The 18,455-nt window shown below is 33.8% G+C and carries 19 protein-coding genes; 6 read left to right on the forward strand and 13 right to left on the reverse strand.

The features are described 5' to 3' along the window. Positions 1 to 172 precede the first annotated feature (172 nt). From G540_RS0100905 to G540_RS0100915, 3 genes are all read left to right on the forward strand, one after another. Positions 173 to 1,144 carry a DUF1002 domain-containing protein gene (locus G540_RS0100905; RefSeq protein WP_035463469.1) on the forward strand — a complete coding sequence of 324 codons (972 nt, stop codon included), beginning with the start codon at positions 173 to 175 and terminating at the stop codon, positions 1,142 to 1,144. Between the two features lie 551 nt (positions 1,145 to 1,695). Then, positions 1,696 to 2,073 carry a GtrA family protein gene (locus tag G540_RS0100910; protein WP_027106463.1) on the forward strand — a complete coding sequence of 126 codons (378 nt, stop codon included), beginning with the start codon at positions 1,696 to 1,698 and terminating at the stop codon, positions 2,071 to 2,073. A gap of 31 nt (positions 2,074 to 2,104) precedes the next feature. Further along, the gene (locus G540_RS0100915; RefSeq protein WP_027106464.1) at positions 2,105 to 2,287 is read left to right on the forward strand and encodes a hypothetical protein; all 183 of its coding nucleotides are present in this window, start codon (positions 2,105 to 2,107) and stop codon (positions 2,285 to 2,287) included. A gap of 58 nt (positions 2,288 to 2,345) precedes the next feature. Here the strand turns inward: G540_RS0100915 and G540_RS0100920 are convergent, their stop codons facing one another. The 10 genes from G540_RS0100920 to G540_RS0100965 form a co-directional block, all read right to left on the reverse strand. Continuing rightward, on the reverse strand, positions 2,346 to 3,437 hold the full coding sequence (locus G540_RS0100920; RefSeq protein WP_027106465.1) for a DUF871 domain-containing protein: 1,092 nt from the start codon (positions 3,435 to 3,437) through the stop codon (positions 2,346 to 2,348). 61 nt (positions 3,438 to 3,498) lie between these two features. Then, positions 3,499 to 3,822: a PTS lactose/cellobiose transporter subunit IIA gene (locus G540_RS0100925; RefSeq protein WP_027106466.1), complete on the reverse strand. Its 324-nt coding sequence runs from the start codon at positions 3,820 to 3,822 to the stop codon at positions 3,499 to 3,501. A 24-nt stretch (positions 3,823 to 3,846) separates the two neighbouring features. After that, a complete protein-coding gene (locus G540_RS0100930) occupies positions 3,847 to 4,185 on the reverse strand; it encodes a PTS sugar transporter subunit IIB (RefSeq protein WP_027106467.1) in 339 nt (112 codons plus the stop codon). Between the two features lie 30 nt (positions 4,186 to 4,215). Continuing rightward, positions 4,216 to 5,490 (reverse strand): PTS sugar transporter subunit IIC, encoded by a 1,275-nt coding sequence (locus tag G540_RS0100935; RefSeq protein ID WP_027106468.1) that lies wholly within the window; start codon positions 5,488 to 5,490, stop codon positions 4,216 to 4,218. A 361-nt stretch (positions 5,491 to 5,851) separates the two neighbouring features. Further along, positions 5,852 to 6,712 (reverse strand): SPFH domain-containing protein, encoded by an 861-nt coding sequence (locus G540_RS0100940; protein ID WP_027106469.1) that lies wholly within the window; start codon positions 6,710 to 6,712, stop codon positions 5,852 to 5,854. 106 nt (positions 6,713 to 6,818) lie between these two features. Then, positions 6,819 to 8,804, reverse strand: a complete 1,986-nt coding sequence (locus G540_RS0100945; RefSeq protein ID WP_027106470.1) for a fructose-1,6-bisphosphatase — start codon at positions 8,802 to 8,804, stop codon at positions 6,819 to 6,821. Between the two features lie 269 nt (positions 8,805 to 9,073). After that, the gene (locus tag G540_RS0100950; protein WP_027106471.1) at positions 9,074 to 10,852 is read right to left on the reverse strand and encodes a glycoside hydrolase family 13 protein; all 1,779 of its coding nucleotides are present in this window, start codon (positions 10,850 to 10,852) and stop codon (positions 9,074 to 9,076) included. A 62-nt stretch (positions 10,853 to 10,914) separates the two neighbouring features. After that, complete coding sequence (locus G540_RS0100955) at positions 10,915 to 12,402, reverse strand: MFS transporter (protein WP_027106472.1); 1,488 nt, start codon at positions 12,400 to 12,402, stop codon at positions 10,915 to 10,917. Between the two features lie 145 nt (positions 12,403 to 12,547). Further along, the gene (locus tag G540_RS0100960; protein WP_027106473.1) at positions 12,548 to 13,339 is read right to left on the reverse strand and encodes a hypothetical protein; all 792 of its coding nucleotides are present in this window, start codon (positions 13,337 to 13,339) and stop codon (positions 12,548 to 12,550) included. An 81-nt stretch (positions 13,340 to 13,420) separates the two neighbouring features. Then, positions 13,421 to 13,690: a zinc ribbon domain-containing protein gene (locus G540_RS0100965; RefSeq protein WP_027106474.1), complete on the reverse strand. Its 270-nt coding sequence runs from the start codon at positions 13,688 to 13,690 to the stop codon at positions 13,421 to 13,423. Between the two features lie 208 nt (positions 13,691 to 13,898). Here G540_RS0100965 and G540_RS0100970 point away from each other — a divergent pair, with 208 nt between their 5' ends. After that, positions 13,899 to 14,717, forward strand: a complete 819-nt coding sequence (locus G540_RS0100970) for an alpha/beta fold hydrolase (protein WP_027106475.1) — start codon at positions 13,899 to 13,901, stop codon at positions 14,715 to 14,717. A 139-nt stretch (positions 14,718 to 14,856) separates the two neighbouring features. Here the strand turns inward: G540_RS0100970 and rpsR are convergent, their stop codons facing one another. From rpsR to rpsF, 3 genes are read right to left on the reverse strand one after another with little or no spacing between them, the layout of a single operon-like run. Further along, the gene (gene rpsR, locus G540_RS0100975) at positions 14,857 to 15,093 is read right to left on the reverse strand and encodes a 30S ribosomal protein S18 (protein ID WP_027106476.1); all 237 of its coding nucleotides are present in this window, start codon (positions 15,091 to 15,093) and stop codon (positions 14,857 to 14,859) included. Positions 15,094 to 15,114: 21 nt separating this feature from the next. After that, complete coding sequence (gene ssb, locus G540_RS0100980) at positions 15,115 to 15,669, reverse strand: single-stranded DNA-binding protein (RefSeq protein WP_027106477.1); 555 nt, start codon at positions 15,667 to 15,669, stop codon at positions 15,115 to 15,117. A gap of 45 nt (positions 15,670 to 15,714) precedes the next feature. Next, complete coding sequence (gene rpsF / locus G540_RS0100985) at positions 15,715 to 15,999, reverse strand: 30S ribosomal protein S6 (protein WP_027106478.1); 285 nt, start codon at positions 15,997 to 15,999, stop codon at positions 15,715 to 15,717. 271 nt (positions 16,000 to 16,270) lie between these two features. Here rpsF and G540_RS07375 point away from each other — a divergent pair, with 271 nt between their 5' ends. Together G540_RS07375 and G540_RS0100995 are read left to right on the forward strand one after the other, a co-directional pair. After that, entirely contained in the window at positions 16,271 to 16,447 is a 177-nt protein-coding gene (locus tag G540_RS07375; RefSeq protein ID WP_155885123.1) for a hypothetical protein, read from the forward strand. Between the two features lie 177 nt (positions 16,448 to 16,624). Further along, the gene (locus G540_RS0100995; RefSeq protein ID WP_027106479.1) at positions 16,625 to 18,433 is read left to right on the forward strand and encodes a MucBP domain-containing protein; all 1,809 of its coding nucleotides are present in this window, start codon (positions 16,625 to 16,627) and stop codon (positions 18,431 to 18,433) included. Positions 18,434 to 18,455: the final 22 nt, after the last annotated feature.

The raw sequence follows: 18,455 nt of genomic DNA on the forward strand, positions 1-18,455 counted from the left end.
TACTCTAGTTAAGCTTCTTTTTTATGTTATGACCTTTACCAATACTTAAATATGTTATCTTTTCAAACCATGGTAAAATAAATTTATAAGCTCCATAAAAAATTAAAGGAGGTCTCTCATAATGAAGAAACCACACTTTTCAAAATTTCTGAATTTTGCACTTACAAGTTTAATGGCAGGTATTACGCTGCTTTCAGCTATTTTCCTAGCTCAACAACCAATTCATGCATCACAAAATGTTAACGAACATACCTTAAAAGCACCTTATGTAGTTTATGGTTCAGGTGTCTCTTCGGAAATTTATCCCAAACTCAATGATATTTTTCAAGTAAATAATAATTTCAAAAAAATTACTGTAGACGCTAATGATTATCGACAATATATTAACCCTAACGCGACCGGCACAACTAATGCAGCTATGATTAGTTCTGTAGCTATTGCACCAAGTGATCCTGGATCAGGTGTTCGTGTTAATATCAAAGACTATAATGGCCAAAATAATATTTTAAAAGTAACTTCTCAACAATATGCCATGGTCGCTCAAATGGCTGGTGTAACTGATATTAATATTATCGTTACTGCTAATACACCTGTTTCTGGCGAATCAGCTTTAACTGGTGTTTATAAAGCGCTCGCAGCTGATGGAGCTACAATTGATACAGAAAACACTAAAGCCGCTAATGAAATGATCCGTGCTACACAACCTGCTATTGCAGCTAACAAAGATGATAAAACATATCCTGGTAAATTAATGGCTGCTATTGGTGAAGTTTCCAAACAAGTTGCTGAACAAAAACAAAAAACCGATCAATTAGCTACTAAACAAGATATTCAAAGAATGTTAGAGCAAGCTCTCCAAAAACAAGGAATTGCTAATCAAACAGCGCCTCAACATATCACTGTCATTGTGAATGCTTTAATTACTTTTGAAAATTCACCAATTGCTTCTAGTAAAAGTTATATTAAAAACGTTTCTAATACAATTAACAACGTCATTAATTCTACGGGTAATTTAATGACACAAGCTAAAGACTGGCTTAATAGTACTGATTTTAAAGACGCAACACAAGCAGCCTCCAAAACTGCCCAATCTTGGATTGCTAAAATTATCCAATGGTTTAAAGAGCTCTTAAATCTGAATTAAACAAAAAACAGGACTTTTCAATTTGAAAAGTCCTGTTTTTATATGTATATATAAAAAACGCTCCCTGCGTAGCTAGACAAGAAACGTTTCTCATTTGGGTTATTACTTAATTTAAAATCCACAAAAAAGTTGACAGGTTAAGTAGATCTCATTCCTGAAAAATTCTCGCCCCAGTCAAAAGCTTAAATTTTTTGATACTACTTATCTTAATTACAAATTTTAAAAAAGCTGTTTTTATGTGTAATAACACGTTTGTTTAACCCCTACGGAACATTTTACCATATAAAAGTTTAAATTCGTATGCTATATAAGAAGTTTTTGCAATCTTTTGCCGAATATTTCACAATTGTTAATATATTAACTAGTAATATTCTTGTTGCTTTTTTTAAAAGATTACTAATACTTAAATAATTTATTAGAATACAAATTTCATTTAAATTTGCAATCTGACGCAACTTCTTGAATAATAGACTTATCTTATTTTTTTACAAAGGATCTTAATTATGAAAACTTCATTTTTTAATAAATATAAAAATTTCTTTGATATCACCATGTTAAAATTTATTATTGTAGGAATCATTAATACTATTGTTGGTATGGGCGCTATGTTAATTGCTGCTAATGTTTTTAATTGTGGCTATTGGTTTTCATCAGCTGCCAATTATATTATCGGAAGTATTGTAAGTTATTTTCTCAATAAATATTTTACATTCCAAGATAAAAAGAAATCATTTAAAACCGTTTTGAAATTCATTATCAATATTAGTGTTTGTTATTTAATTGCTTATGGTGTCGCCAAACCGCTTATTTATGCTATTTTTAGTTTTACTTCTGCTAAAATTCAACTTAATATTGCAATGTTAACAGGCTCAGTTATTTTTGTAGCATTAAATTATTTAGGCCAACGTTTTTGGGCTTTTAAACATTAATTTGTATTTTTTAGAGAAAGGATCTCCTACTATGTCATTTGAAATAATTCATAATATTCAAGTTGGTTTAGCTATTTCACAAACGATTATCTTTTTTATGTATATGGGATTTGATCATTTACCATTTAAAGCTCCACTTTGGGTAAAACCTATTTTGAAATATTGTATGGTTGCTATTATTATTATTTTTACTGGTTTATTTGCTTTTAAATAAATAAGTAATCCGCTCAGCCGAATGGCTGAGCGGATTTTTTAATTTTGGAGGTTTTGTATTATTGAGCTTGTAACTTAAATTTCGTCCAAGGTTTTATATATTCTAATAAAAATCTTTCTTCTGGTTTAATTCGTGCTACTAAATTTTTACGTATATCTTGTTGCGGTTTTAAAATAATTTGTAATTCATTTTTATAATTTTTAAAATCATCATTCCCTATCACAATATCTCCCAATTGAAGTTCTTGTGTATGATTATGAGCCGGGTTAGCCTTCTGAGCATATTTTACTCGTGGTTGTGTCGAACGAATTACTAAATCAGTAATATCTCCTCGCCGAAAATGAAGGTTTTTTTCAACAATTTCTTTTTCTAAAGTTGTTGTTTGTTGTTCATATTCGACATTGAGCGTTAAACAGTAACGATTAACAGCCGCTAATTGCGCTAATTCCTCATCTGTTGCATAGGCATTCCCAATAATTACCGTATCAATTAAATTAGTCGCAAATAAATGTTTCGCCTGTAAAGCTATTGGCCAATCTCGGTGGATTTCTAATGTTGGTAAACCATCATTAATCGTCCACGGACCACCTGTTGCCGTTTGACTTGTCACAAACGCCGCCGTTTTTATCCCATATTTTTTAAATCGTTGACTAGCTTTAACAAAGAAATCATATGGTAAACCAGACCCTTTTTGCGGATATAAATTATGACATCCGTAAATAAACGGAGCATTTGGTTGATAAGTCATAATATTATCTAAATAAGCAACATCATTACTCATATTCAATTCGATTTTTAACCCTTCTGGATTATATGATAAAAGCGATTCTTGTAACCCCGAAAAAGCCTCGTCTAATCGAATACCACTCGCACCTAACGCTTTAAATAAACTCAAATCTTGATAGGAAATTCCTAATTTTGTAAAAGTTTGCGGATTAATATCTAAAATCACTTCAAAATTCAAATCTCGCGCAAAATGAATAATTTGACTAAATTTTTCTAATGTGGCAGTTTGGTTTTCTGGGCTAACTTCTAACATACTCATAAAAACACGTGTATATCCTAGTGTAGCAGCTTTTTCCAAATAGATTTGATCTTGTTTTGGATCACTATGATCTGGATAGATGGATATTCCAATTTCTCTCAACATTAATTAACAACCTTTCTCCTTTGTGTATTTCAACTGTCCCTCACAGTTGAAATTCGTTTAACTATTTTTGGTCTTTCAAACGTTGATATAATTCAACCATTTCACCCGCTAAATCCCGAAAAGTAATCGCATTCATCAAATGGTCTTGAGAATGAACGGTTAAAAGTGTAATGGTTTGTGTTTCGCCTTGTGCTTCCGAAGTAAGCATGGCTGTTTGAGAATTATGCGCCGCATGTAAAGCTTGATCAGCTTCTGCTAATTTGGCATTAGCTTGAATAAAATCGCCACTTTTAGCTGCTCGAATCGCTTCAAAAGCAAAACTTTTCGCATTTCCTCCGTTAATAATTAATCCCATAATCGCTTCCATATTATTATTTTCTGTCATTTTCAAATCCTCATTTATTCTTTTTTAAGCTTCAATTAAACTTAATGCTTGTTTTAAAACAGCTTCCCCATTCATCATGCCGTACGCTTGCATATCAATCACAGCTAATGGAATTGGGTTCCCTAAACTATTTTTTTCATTAGCTAAAAGTTGTTTGAAATCTGCTTCCATATAGCGAACTTGCGGTCCTAAAAGCACGCAATCAATCGTTTGTTGCGCTAATTGTTGGGAAACTTCACTCGCCCCAGTCGCAAAAATATCAACGTCAATTCCTTGTGCTTGTGCGCTCGCTTGCATTTTAGTTACTAATAAACTCGTACTCATGCCCGCCGCACAATTTAACATAATAGTATATTTTGCCATTTTCAAAACTTCCTTTTTTATAAATTTAATTTATCCTAAATCACTATTTAAATTTTTACGATCAGCTACTTTGAAGAAATAGTAGTAAATCAAAGCATCCACCACTAAACATACTACTTGCGTAATCGCTCCAGAAATATGTCCGGTTGATAAAAATCCGGAAATAATAACTGGTGTCGTCCACGGTACCATAATCCCAATTGTTTTAGCACAAAGTCCAGTCGCCATAGCAAAATAAGTAATTAAAACATTCGCAATTGGTGCCAAAATAAAAGGTACTGCGAGATAGATATTTAAAACAATTGGTGTCCCGAAAATAATCGGCTCATTAATATTAAATAACGCCGGTACAATTTCTAATCGACCCAAAGTTTTATATTCTTCACTTTTAGAAAATAACACCATTAACAAAGCTAAACCTAACGTTGCACCAGCTCCACCAATATGAACAAAATTATCAAAGAATTGAGCTGTAATAATATTAGGTAATTCTTTATGCGCTGTGAATGCGGTTGCATTTTGTTGCATAGCTTGTAACCAAAAAGCCATCATCACACCACCAACAACATTCCCACCATGAACACCAAAGAGCCACAATACGGAAATTAATAACTCGCATAATAAAGCACCTGGTAAACTCACACCAACAGCAGATAGTGGTTTAAAAATAAATTGCATTAAGCCTGGAATAGTTTCAATTGGTGTAAATGAGACACCCAAACGAATTAACCAAACTAATACTAGACAAAAGAACCCCGGAAATAACGATGTGAAAGAACTGCTCACAGCCGGCGGAACTGTCGCTGGCATTTTAATTGTTAAATCTTTGTGAACTAACCAAACATAAAAATCTGTAATAAATAATCCGACTAAAATTGCAATAAATAAACTTGTTGCACCCATTTGGGACAATGGAATATAAAAAGCACCTTTCTTTAATTCAAATGGAATTGTTAAGAAAAAAGCACTCATTGAGATCAATGTTGCGGGTAAAGGCGCAACATCTCCATAACTTTTCGCTAAATTATAAGAAATCCCAATCACGGCAATTAATCCCATCAATGAAAATGATGCAAATGTAATTTGTTGTATAACAAGATTCCAATTCGAGCCAAAGGTTTTCGCCATAAAATCTAAGTAACCTTTAATTGGAAATTGACCAATAATCATAAATAACGATCCAATAATCAACAACGGAACCACTTGCGCAATCCCATCACGTAAAGCCACCATATGTCGTGATGATGATATTTTGCCAACTACCTTAAAAACTTTATCTTTAAAAGAAACACTATCAGCTACCATATTCCCACTCCTTTTTTGTAATCGTTGTCAACAACACCTAGAGTATATTCGGTATATACCAAAAAAACAAGGCTTTTTTTCGTTGTTATATCAAGGTTTGTAGTGGTCTAGTCCATATTTCACCTTTCAAAAAATAGCATCAAATCAATCTTTTTTATCATTTAAAAACCTTTTAAAATTTTTTTGGTATAAACTAGAATATTGGTATAGTTTTCTTCGTTTTTATGGTTTCGATAAGTATTAAGTTAACGTTTCAAAAGAAGGTTATTTATAAAATGTTTTATTTTTATTTTTATAAATTGTGAACAACAAAAAAACAGTTGCTTTCTTTTTTAGAAAACAACTGTCTAAAATCTTATTTTTAATTAGCTCCCGTATTAATAACTGGTTGAGTTCCTCGTTCACTAATAATAGCCACCATAATATTATTAATAACTTGCAATTTTTGTTCTTCGGTTAAATTCAAACCTGTCTCTTGTGCTAATTGTTCGATCGCTTCTTCTGTAATCGAAACTGCACCTTCAACAATCATTTTTCGTGCTGATAAGATGGCCGATGATTGTTGACGTTGTAACATTGCACTAGCAATTTCTGTTGCATAAGCTAAGTGTGTTAATCTTGTTTCTACAATTTCAACACCTGCCACATTTAAACGTTCTTGTAATTCTTCTGCTAATCGTTGTGATACTTCAGTGGGATTTCCACGTAAAGTTAGTTCACTTTCATCTTCAAAAATATCATACGGATATTCACTAGCAACGTGTCGAATAGCGGATTCACTTTGAATTTGAATAAATTCTTCATAATCATCAACTGAAAATAACGCAGTTGCTGTATCAACTACTCTAAAAACAATTACAGCAGCAATTTCAATCGGATTACCTTTAGCATCATTAACTTTTAAAATGGGACTATTAAAGTTCCCCACTCTTAATGACACTGTTTCTTTAGTTGTAAAAGGAACTACCATAAATAATCCCGCTTCACGAATTGTACCAATATAGTTACCAAAGAAAGTTAATACTTTACCTTCATTAGGATTAACTGTTGTTAATGAGGTACTAAATAAAGCTGCGATAATAATTAAGAAGATTCCTAAAGTTGTACTTCCTTCGCCGCTAATAAAGTGTCGAATAATGTTCCACACTCCATAAATTCCGACTGCAAAGGTAATAATTAACCCGATAAAACCATTAATATAAACGGCCTTTTTTTCTTTCATTTCACCACTCCTCAAGACTAATTATACCATATTTCCCGGGAAATACTTGCCAAACGCAACTAGACCAAAACACCGGATTGCGTTAGCAATCCGGCGTTTTTTTATTTTATTCAGCTAACATGTCACGTAAAAGTGCAACTTTTTGTTGGAGTTGTTTTCCGATATCAGTATCAGCAACTAATTTTCGTTTTAATTTATAATTAATCACACGACGAGTTGAAATAATATCATGACCTTGTTCAATAGCTTCTTCTTTCGATGAGAATGGATGGTGTGCTACTAACTGTAATCCATATGAGTTATATAACAATGTATATCCGCCAATTCCCGTCGTAGCTTGATACGCTTTAGAATAACCACCATCAATCACAATCATTTTTCCATCAGCCATAATTGCTTCATGACCTTTTTTAACCGGTGTATGACCATTAATAATATGACCTTCTTTAGGATCTAGTCCAAATTCACTTAATAATTTTTCACAGAATTTTACATCATGACGCAACTTAAAGTAAGGATTTTTTTCTTCGTGATGAGTCTTTTTATCTGCAATAAAATAGCGTTCAAAAGTAGTCATATCTTTTTTACCAAACAATGGTGAGTTTTCACCTTGCCATAAATACCATAAAACATCTGTTGCAAAATCATCTTCAATTTCTGGATGTGCATAGGCGATTCTAACTTGTTCTTCAAAGAAATCCATCATTTTTTGTCCTGTATAGGCTTTATTTTGGAATTTAATTGTTTTAAAGTTACCTTTTTCATCAACTGGCATACATCCATGAATTAATAAGTTTCCATTATAGCATTTATACATATTACCTTTTTCCATCATAAAGTCTAAATGACGCCGCAACTGTGGTGATTTGCTGACAGAACGTAATAAATTATTAATGACTTCTTCTTCTTCAGCAGTCAATTTATACGGATCTTTCGGATCAATTGTAGCAAAACATGTATTTTCTAACGGATATGTCTTCCCGTTAATTTTAATAGTTTGTTTTTCATAATCAATTTTATCTAATAACCCACGTGATTCCATTTTAAATTCAGGACGCCGCGCTATAATATGCCCTTCTAATTTAAATTGCATCATAGCTACCGCTTGATGGATTTGTGTAATTTGTAATTGTTCACCATCAAAATTAAATGTATCACCTTTTAATAATTTCGGTCTAAATGCTGGATTATCTTGATAATTTTCTTCTGCAAATTTTGATAAATGCCGTAAATTAATCCCGTATGCATCTTCAATAATACTTAAATTATTATAACGTGCACAAATTCGTAAAATATTTAATAAACTTAATTTCGATCCCGAAATCGCCCCGAGCCAAATCAAATCATGATTCCCCCATTGGATATCAATTGAATGATATTCCATTAAACGATCCATAATTTTTTCCGGTGCTTCCCCACGATCATAAACATCGCCAATCACATGTAAATGATCGACAACTAGCCGTTGAATCGTATAGGCTGTCGCAATAATAAATTCGTCCGCTTGTTCTAAAGCTACTAAATTTTGTAATAAACGATTAATATATTGTCGTTTCGCATTATCTTGATGATTTGTATATAATAATTCTTCTGTAATGTACGTAAAATTAGGATCTAAAGCTTTCCGAACTTTAGAACGTGTATATTTACGTGCTGCCACTTGTAAAAATTCTAGCATGCTGACAATAATATCTAAATACCATTGATCTAAATCATTTTTAGAAGCAAAATGTTGTTTTTCATAGGCAATCTTTTCTTCCGGATAATAAATCAAAGTCGCAAATTCTTGAATTGTTTTTTGTGTCATCCGACCACCAAAAGTATCTTGTAACTTTTGTTTCACATTCCCAGAACCATTCCGTAAAACATGATCAAAGGCCGTATATTCGCCGTGTAAATCACTCACAAAATGTTCTGTTCCTTTTGGTAAACTCAAAATAGCTTCTAAGTTCATTAATTCCGTAACAACAGCTTGTTTTGTTGGATATTTTTCACGCATTAACTTTTGGGAATAAGAAAATAGTTCTTCCATATCAGCAGTTGTGGTTTCAGAGCTTATATTCAAAGCTTGTGAAACATCACTAAAATTCATCATTTCTTGGGCACCGTCCTGTCTTGTTTTCGAATTTTCAGCTTATAACTAGACCATTTTTCTTTTTAAAATGCAAAAAGACTTAATCTGACTTGAAAATAACGTTTATTTCTGTTTTTTTCAGTTCACAAAGTCTCTTTCTCCATCTATACCTCTCAATAATACGTTTTAAAAATCATTAAGTCAATCATTTCTAAATCAAATTATAATGATTTGCTTACAGTTAATTAAAAAAGGCCTTCCGAAACGGAAAACCTTTTATCATTAACTTAGTTTGTGAAAATAGCCCAACCACCTGGTAAAAGAAGCTTTTGATCAGCCTGATATAAATTAGCTAATAGCAATTTTTTATCTTCAGGCGGTAGCTGGAAATTGTTAGGACTTATATTAAAATAACTAATAATTTCACTTTCGTGGTTTTGATTAATTTGCCAAAAAACAGCAGAATTATCAGTAGCAACTTCCCAACGAACATTTCCTTGATTGAATTGCGGTAAATATTTTTTTCGCAAGCTTATTAACTCTTTAATCACTGTTAAAATTGTTAAATCTTGCTCTTTTTCATCCCAAATCATACATTTACGACAATCTGGATCTGGACCGCCTGTTAAACCAATCTCTGTTCCATAATATAAACACGGAGCTCCTATTTGAATTAGCAAAAAGGCTAATGCTTGTAACATTAACGCCTTGTCTCCTTGACAAAGTGTTAGTAACCGCGCTGTATCATGTGTATCTAAAGCATTAAATAAAACGCGATTAACTTGATCAGGATGTAAACTCAACTGATAATTAAGTTGATTAATCATCGTTTCCAAAGTGATGTCTCGTCTAACTAATCCCGCTAAAATAGCATCTGTATAAGGATAATTCATTGCACCACTAAACTCACCATGATTAACCCATGGACTAGCATCATGCCAGACTTCTCCTAAAATATAAATGTCAGGATTTAATTGCTGCATTTTCTGCGTAAACTTCCGCCAAAAATGATGATCGATTTCATTAGCAACATCTAAACGCCACGCATCAATTCCAAATTTTTCCACCCAAAACGTCGCAATTTCTAATAAATATGCTTGAACTTGCGGATTTGATGTTTTTAATTTAGGCATATGCGGATTTTTCGCAAACACTTCATAATTTAAATTCTTAGCTATCTCGTAATTATCAGTCGCTGTATAATTCACGGGTAAATCAGCAATATAAAACCAATCAATATACACCGATTTCGCTCCGTTTTGCACCACATCTTGCCAATAAGGTGACTGATCACCAATATGATTAAAAACAGCATCTAACATGACTTTAAACCCTAATTGATGTGCTTGTTGGATAAATTCCCGGAAAGTTTTTTCATCGCCAAAAGCTGGGTCTAATTTAAAATAATCAATCGTATCATATTTGTGATTAGATGTTGCTGCAAAAATAGGACACAAATATAACCCATTCACACCTAACTCTTTTAAATAATGTAAATGATCAATGATCCCTTGAAAATCACCACCAAAAAAATTAAACGGTGTCGGCTGTGCACTCCCCCAAGGTAAACAGTTCGGAGGATTTAAACGCTCATCTCCATTTGCAAATCGTTCTGGAAATATTTGATACCAAATTGTTTTTTGTGCCCATTGTGGCGCGTGCAAGCGATCAATGTCATGAAAATATGGCATTTTAAAACCATAACTCGTTTGAATTTGGCGATCATTTTGATATAAATAAATTCCCCGTTCATCATAAAAATAAAGTTGCCCGCATTGATCTTGTACTAAAAAGCTATATTGCATCCTTTTTAACGGCATCTGAACTTCACAACTCCAAATATCATGATATTGCGTTTGATATTTGACCTTTAAAGGAATTTTTTGAAACTCCCATAAATTTGTTTGAGTTTCTATTTCATAATTTAAATCGTACGGATCTCCATATACAAGCCAAACAGCCTGTAAATCAGCTTTTTTCGCTTGTAATCTAATGTGTATCGTCGTTTTATCCACTAAATAAGCCATTTCACTATCGGGTCGGTGATACAAGGCTGCTGCTTCCATTTTTCATCCTCTTTTCTTATGATACGAAAAAAGACTCGCCTTTCAGCAAGTCTTTTAAGCGCTTAATCTCCAGCGTTAACATCTAAAATATCATTGGCACCATGTTTTTTAGCGGCATATTGGCTATAAATCATCCCAATTGCCGTTAAGACTGCTGCTACAATCATAATATTATGCAAGCCGTGATGTAAAATATTTCGCATTTGTGGAATCAAATGTTCTGGTAATGTTTTAATCGCTACCGGATCACTTAATGCGTTCATCATTTTAATTGTAATCTTACCTTTTGATTCTTTCACACCTTGAACTAACGCTTGATTCATGGTCACACCATAAATAGATGACATAAATGTTTGCGCTAAAATTCTAGATAAGAAACTTAAAGAAGTCGCAATCGCCATATCTTGACGACTCGAATCTTTTTGGACTTTTACTTGTAAAACAACGAAAATCAACCCTGTTCCTAATCCAAAGAAACAACTAGAAATTAATAATGTTGTAAAACTAGCATCCACACCTGCAAAGATTAAAATAACTAATGAAATTAAAATTAATAATAAGCTATAAAAATTAATTGTCCCGGCACGGAATCTTGTTTGTAATCTTGGTGCACTTTGCGCGCCGATTAAATCCGTAACAGCCCCTGGAATTTGGGTCACACCACCAATTAAAGCCGTTGTTGCCAATAATCCTTGCGCCCACATCGGAGCGTAATTACTAAAGGCAATCCCGCCACCCCATGCAACTGAGAATAAAACAAAATCAGCTACTAATGGTTTGTTTTTGAAAATTCGTCCCGGAATAATCGGATCTTGAGCTGTTTTTTCTACTTGTGTTAAACGCCATAAGAAATAACCACCCACAATCATTAATCCTGCTACCCAATAATTCGAAGCCATTCCGATTAATTGAATTCCCAATAACAAGGCAGACAATCCAATAATCATATACACACTACCTTTAAAGTCAAAGTGGACTTTCCGTGTGTTTTTATTAACAGCATAATATTTTTGAATAATAATAATTGTAATCAAACCTAATGGTACATTAATATAAAAGACCCAATGCCAATTTAAAGCATCAACAATCCATCCACCGACTAACGGACCCATAATGGTTGCGGCACTCCAACTAGCTGCAATATAACCTAAGACTTTCGATCTTTGATAATACTTATGATATAGTTCGCCAATCACGATATATGGCAGAGCACTCATCCCACCAGTTCCGATCCCCATAAAAATGCGGGCAATTAAAAAGAACCAAATGTTCGTTGCTGCACCTTCTAAAAGTGAACTAACAATGAAAACAACTAAAGATAATTGCAAAGCAAACTTATTACTTGTTCGTTCACCTAATTTACTCCAAATTGGAGTCGAAATTGCCATTCCTAATAAAAAGACGGCAATAATCCATCCCATATATTCGATACCATTTAAATCACTAATAATCGCTGGTAATGCCGTTGTAATAATCGTCGCATCTAACCCGGAAATGATATTAGCTAATAACAAAGCACCTGTCACCCAAGCGACTTGTTTTTTGTGCATTTTAACGCCCCTCTCTCATTTTTATTTTTGTCCATATCCTCTATATTAACTGATTGCCTTTTTTAGTCAATACTTCTTTCTCACTTCAAGGTGAAAATCAATAAAAAAAGCAACCTTCTGTCAGAAAGTTGCTGAAAAATCTTGTTTAGTTAACTTTTTCTAATTGAATTTCTGAATTTGTTTGCCCTAACATACTTTGGTATTTACTCTCACCATATGTTAATAAGCGACCATCAATTTTTGTATGTTTTAAATCATTAATATTAATGACTGCTGCTGGATATTTTTTCTTTGATTTCTTATGAACATGAACTAAATTATAGTTTAATTTAATTTTATCTTTTTCAATTTCATAAGTATATTGCGCAACTGCCCAATATTCCCATTCATCAGGACCCATTTGATACACTTTGTTAAAGAAATCTTGATCGGTCGCTAATTCTTTCAATTCAGCCTCATCCTTAGCTATATACCAACCATTAGAAGCCACAACATGCTTAGTTTCATTGTTTTTCTTCCGATAAATTCGTGCCAAAATAGCTTGTTTTTTCTCTTGTTTACCAAAAACAAGATAGTTCTTATAACTTGAATTTTTATCCGTTGATGTAATTTCAAACACATTACCTACAACTACTTTTTTAGGAGTTGCTCGTGTAAAAAACCAAACTAATCCAGCAATAACAATTGCTCCCATCACTACTACTAAGGCCCATTTTTTCTTATCAAACGGTTCTTTTTTATTTTTTACAGCAGGTGCTGCCTTGGAATCGTTGTTGGTTTCTGGTGTTAGCTCTTTTACTTCTGCCTTTTCCGTAATCTGATCAGCTTTTGGTTGGGCAACTACTTCATTATTTACAACTTGTTCTTTTGGTGCCACCTCTTCTGTGACTTGTTCTGATCCAGTTTCTTCTGGATTTGTTTTTGGTTTATCTGTCATTGATTATCTTCCTGTCTAATAATTTATCTTTAATAGAAAACAAGAGCTAGAATGTTCTTCTAGCTCTTTAATTTAATTTTATTATTTATTTAAAAAGTAAACTGCTAATGCCACAATCACTAACCCAACAATTAATAAAATTGTGTTCGTTAAATTATGTTTCACGCCGCCTTTAACAGAGTTTTCAATACTATCGCCTAACATTTCTTCTTCAGGTGTTGGGCTAGCTTGTTCGTGCATGATTTTTTCTGTATCAATTGCTTCCACTTCTGGACCGAATTGTTCACCACAGTTATCACACATTAAAGCTTCTGGATTAACTTCTTGACCACATTTTGGACACACTTTCATTGAAATCCCTCATTTCTAAAATATCTAAACTCTCTTTAATTTAATTTTACCATATAGACGATCTATTACTAAAAGAAAAAGCTTATATTAACTATTTTTTCTATACACTTCGCGGCATTTGCCTTTTGGCAGCGGTTCAATAATATGTTAAAATTCTTAATAGAATTTATTATTATTTTTTTAGCTTTTTAGAAAGAATCGATAAATTATGCCTTATTTAAAAACCAATGATAACGTTGACCTTCATTATGAAGTCTCCGGCTCAGGAAAACCACTCTTACTTTTACCTGGTTGGACATGCACGACTGAATTTTGGCAAAAAAATGTTCCTACTTTGTCAAAACATTTTAAAGTCATCACTCTTGATTTTAGAGGTCACGGTCAGTCCGATAAAGTATTCTCTGGACATCGCATCGCGCGGTATGCTATGGATGTTAAAAACGTTTTAGACACATTAGATGTCGAACACGTCACAGTCCTTGGTTGGTCTATGGGTGCGGCTGTTTTATGGAGCTATCTTGAATTATTCGGTAACCACCGTGTTGATAGTTTAATTTGTGTCGATCAATCACCTGCTCAATATGTTCAAGCTGATTGGCAATGGGGACAAAAAGCCTGCTTTGATGTAGAAACTTTTATCCAAACTTGTGCAGCTATTAAATATGACCCATCCGGTTCAGCAGCAGGTCTCGTATCTGCTTGCTTGCATAATATTCCAACTGATGAAGAAGCTGAATTACTCGCTTCCGAAATCAATCGTTGTCCTGGTCAAATCAGAATTGATATTATGCGTGACCATACAAACCTTGATTGGCGCGACTTTATTCCAAATATTAAAGTCCCAACTTTAGTTTGCGTGGCTCGTAATAGTCAAGTGTTCGATTGGCACGGTAGCGCATGGGTGGGTGCTAATATCCCGAACGCTCAAACTGTTTTCTTTGAAAATTCTGGTCATATGTTATTCTGGGATGAACCCGAAAAGTTCAATCAAACAGTAATTGATTTTATTGAAAATATTCAAAACTAATTGTTTCACGTGAAACTTTTGTTTTTACTCAAAAAAGCAGCGCCAAAATTAATTATAATTTTGACGCTGCTTTTTTCAATGTTTCACGTGAAACAAAAAGACACCCTAACGCCGCTGGTTAGAGTGTCTTAAATATATTCTATTCTTCAGATGAGAATGGAAGTAAGCCCATGATACGTGCACGCTTGATAGCGATTGTTACACGACGTTGGTTCTTTGCGCTTGTTCCTGTCACACGACGTGGTAAAATTTTACCGCGTTCTGAGATAAAACGACGTAAAAGATCTACATCTTTATAGTCAATATATTCAATGTGGTTTGCTGCGATGAAGTCGACTCTACGACGACGACGTCCGCCTCGACGGTTTTGTGCCATTGTTAATTTCCCTCCTCGTTACTAAAATGGTAAGTCATCATCTGATATATCAATTTGTTGGCCACTATTAGCAAACGGATCGGGAGCATTATTATCACCCATTGTTTGTTCAGTGTTTTGACCAGCACTTACATTGCCTGTGAATCCTGTGCTTTGAGCATTAGAATTCATTTGAGCACCATAAGGGTTGTTATCAGATTGATAGTTAGGAGTAGCACCACCTGCTGGATTACTTTGACGGTAACGTTCAGCTTCGGAACGACTTTCAAGCAATGAGAAGCTATCAACTGCGACTTCAGTTACGTAAACACGTTGACCTTGTTGGTTTTCGTAATTACGTGTTTGAATTCGGCCATCAACGCCAATTAAGGAACCTTTATGTGTAAAATTCGCAAAATTTTCGGCTGCTTTACGCCAAATCACACAGTTAATAAAGTCAGCTTCACGTTCACCGTTTTGGTTCTTGAATTGACGGTTAACTGCTAATGTGAATGTTGCAACTGCAATACCACTTTGGGTATAACGTAAATCAGGATCTCTAGTTAGTCTTCCGACTAAAGTTGCTCTATTTATCAAGATTGCATCCTCCTAGTTTTCAAGTTTTAATTCAATAGTTAAAAATTATTTTTCGCGTTTAACGATCATATGACGTAAGATGTTTTCGTTAATCTTAGCCAAACGGTCAAATTCGTCAATTGCTACTGCATCAGCTGTTACGTTAACGATATGGTAGATACCTTCGTTAAAGCCACCGATTTCATATGCAAAACGACGCTTAGACCAGTCTTTTGAATCGCTAATTACTGCACCCTTATCTGTTAAGATAGCATCAAAACGTTCAACTAATTCTGCTTTTGCAGCTTCGTCGATTGCTGGGCTGATAATATAAGTAATTTCATATTTCATGACTGTTTGCACCTCCTTATGGACTTGTGGTTCTTAAAAAATCTTAAGAACAAGGAGAGTAATCTAAAGCTTTTGCTTGTTAGATACTCACGAAATAGTATTATAGCACTGATTTTTCGCCATTGCAACCATTTATCCCGCTCTTTTCCAGATTATCCGAAAAGTTAAATTTTGTTAAATCTCTTATTTTCAGAAGACTTTTTAATTTTCAAAATAATACTTTGGTGCTATATTCGACGTGTACAAAAAAAGATTAAAGGAGTGTTTTTTTATGAGTTGTCAACATTGTCAAGACGATCAAAAGAAATTAGACGATTTAATTAAAGAAGAATGCCGAAATCTTTGCATCGATCATCACTTAATCGAAGAAGCTGAAAAGAAAGCTCAAGCTCGTTTCAACAAAATGAAAGAAGAACGAGTAAAAAAAGAAATGCATAAACATCAATAATCCCCTTTTCTAGCCCAGTGATTTGTAACAATCACTGGGCCTTTTTTATTTCAAAAAAACACCCCAAATTGAATGGTTTTAAATTTACAAAAACCTATAATTTTTTTATAATAACAGTGAATAAAACGCTTACATTGCGTTATATTATTAATCTTTGGAATTAAAGGAGGTTTTATTATGCAAAATAATAAATTCTTTGTTGAAAAACGTAAATACACAATTAAAAAGTTATCTGTCGGGGTTGCTTCTGTTCTGATTGGGATTGGCTTAGCTCAAAATTCTATTAATGCTGATACAACACAGCCACCAACCAAACCAGTTGAAAAAGCGACACAAACCGTTGTTCCAAAAGAAGCCACACCAAGTAAATCTGTAAAATTAACACCTATTAAAGCAGCTGATCCAGTTACTCCAAGTAAAAAAGCTGAAAAAACAACGAATACCCCGGTTAAACCAGCTACTTTAAGAACACTAGCTGCGCCTACTGCTCAAAAAATTACAATTACTTTCTATCAAAATGGTCCCTCTTCAACAACTGCCACACAAACATTTAATGTTGGTGACAAATTACCCGGACCTAAATGGAGTTACTTTGACGGTAAAATGTTCATCGCTTATAACACAAAAGCTGACGGAACAGGTACTTTCTTCCGTAGCACACAAGTTTTAACAGCTGCTGATGTCAAAACAATCGAACAAGAAAGCAATGGTAAACTTTATCAAATCGGAGTTCCCAACCCTCGTGATGTTAAAAAGAACATCACATATTGGATGGCTCAGGTTAATAAAATCCGCTCCTTAGCACCAACTATTGCAATTTCAACAGATGATGTCGTACAAAACACCAAAGACTATGACACTGTTAAAAAAGCTTTACCTGTCACACAAGCCCAAACACTTCGTTATCGTGCAACTTTAGATCCTAAATCAATCGGTAAAGGTGATCAAAATCCACTTTATTTACTTTGGAGCTATATTGGTTTTGTTTCCAAAGCTGAAGGTTCTTTAAAGGCAAGTTTTGATAGTCGTTTGATTTTCGACAAAAATATTGATGTTGTCTTCACAAGTGAATGGTTAAAACCTGATCCAACCGTCTTTCCACATGCTTATAAGGATCAACAAGGTTGGCATGTCACCATCGATACAGCTAAACTTACTAAAAAAGACCATCAATACTTAGTGAATATTCCAGTAGTGATGATTCCAACGGCTGATATTGAAAAAATGTCCGCTGCTGATTTTATGAAGCCAATGGTCTTATCTATTTCTAAAGACTATAAACGTGGGGTTAATGCGATTATTACAAATAAATCATTTAATGAAATCGCAACAAGTACTGGAACTACTCAAGGAACTGGTCCTGTAATGTTAGTAACTGGTGCCATCGACTTAAAACTTCATTCACCATATATTCAAAAAATGATTGCTCGCGTTCCTTTCCCATTCAGTCTTGGGTTAGGTTTATTGGGTCTTTCTGGCGATTCAATCCAACTTGCTAATGATGCTAATAAACAATACGCAAAATTGTTACCAACCGGCCAACTTACAATTAAATACGTTGATGAAAATGGTAAAACTTTGCATCCAGAAAAAATCGAATACGGTCGCGCTAAAAACCCAGCGCTAGGTAATGATCCACAAAATATTGCAGCTAAATTTAATATAACTAAATTAGCTATTCCAGGTTATGAATTTAAAGAAATCGCAACAACAACTAATACTAACTTAACAGGAGATTTCACAATTGCTCCTCAAGAGATCACTTTAATCTACAAAAAAGCAACTAAACCGGTTACTCCTGAAAAACCTAATAAACCAGTAAAACCGGTTAAACCAGTGGAAAAACCTGCAACACCAACGAAAAAGACCTTACCAACAACCGGTTCTACTTCTCCAATCGCTCACACAACCCTTGGTTTGATGTTACTCACCATTAGTGGCAGCCTTGCTTTCCTTGGTTTAGATTTACGCAAAAAAGAAAACTAAATAAGCAAAAAAATAGCTCGTT

The sequence above is a fragment of the Ligilactobacillus ceti DSM 22408 genome (assembly GCF_000423245.1).
Classification (GTDB): Bacteria; Bacillota; Bacilli; order Lactobacillales; family Lactobacillaceae; genus Ligilactobacillus; species Ligilactobacillus ceti.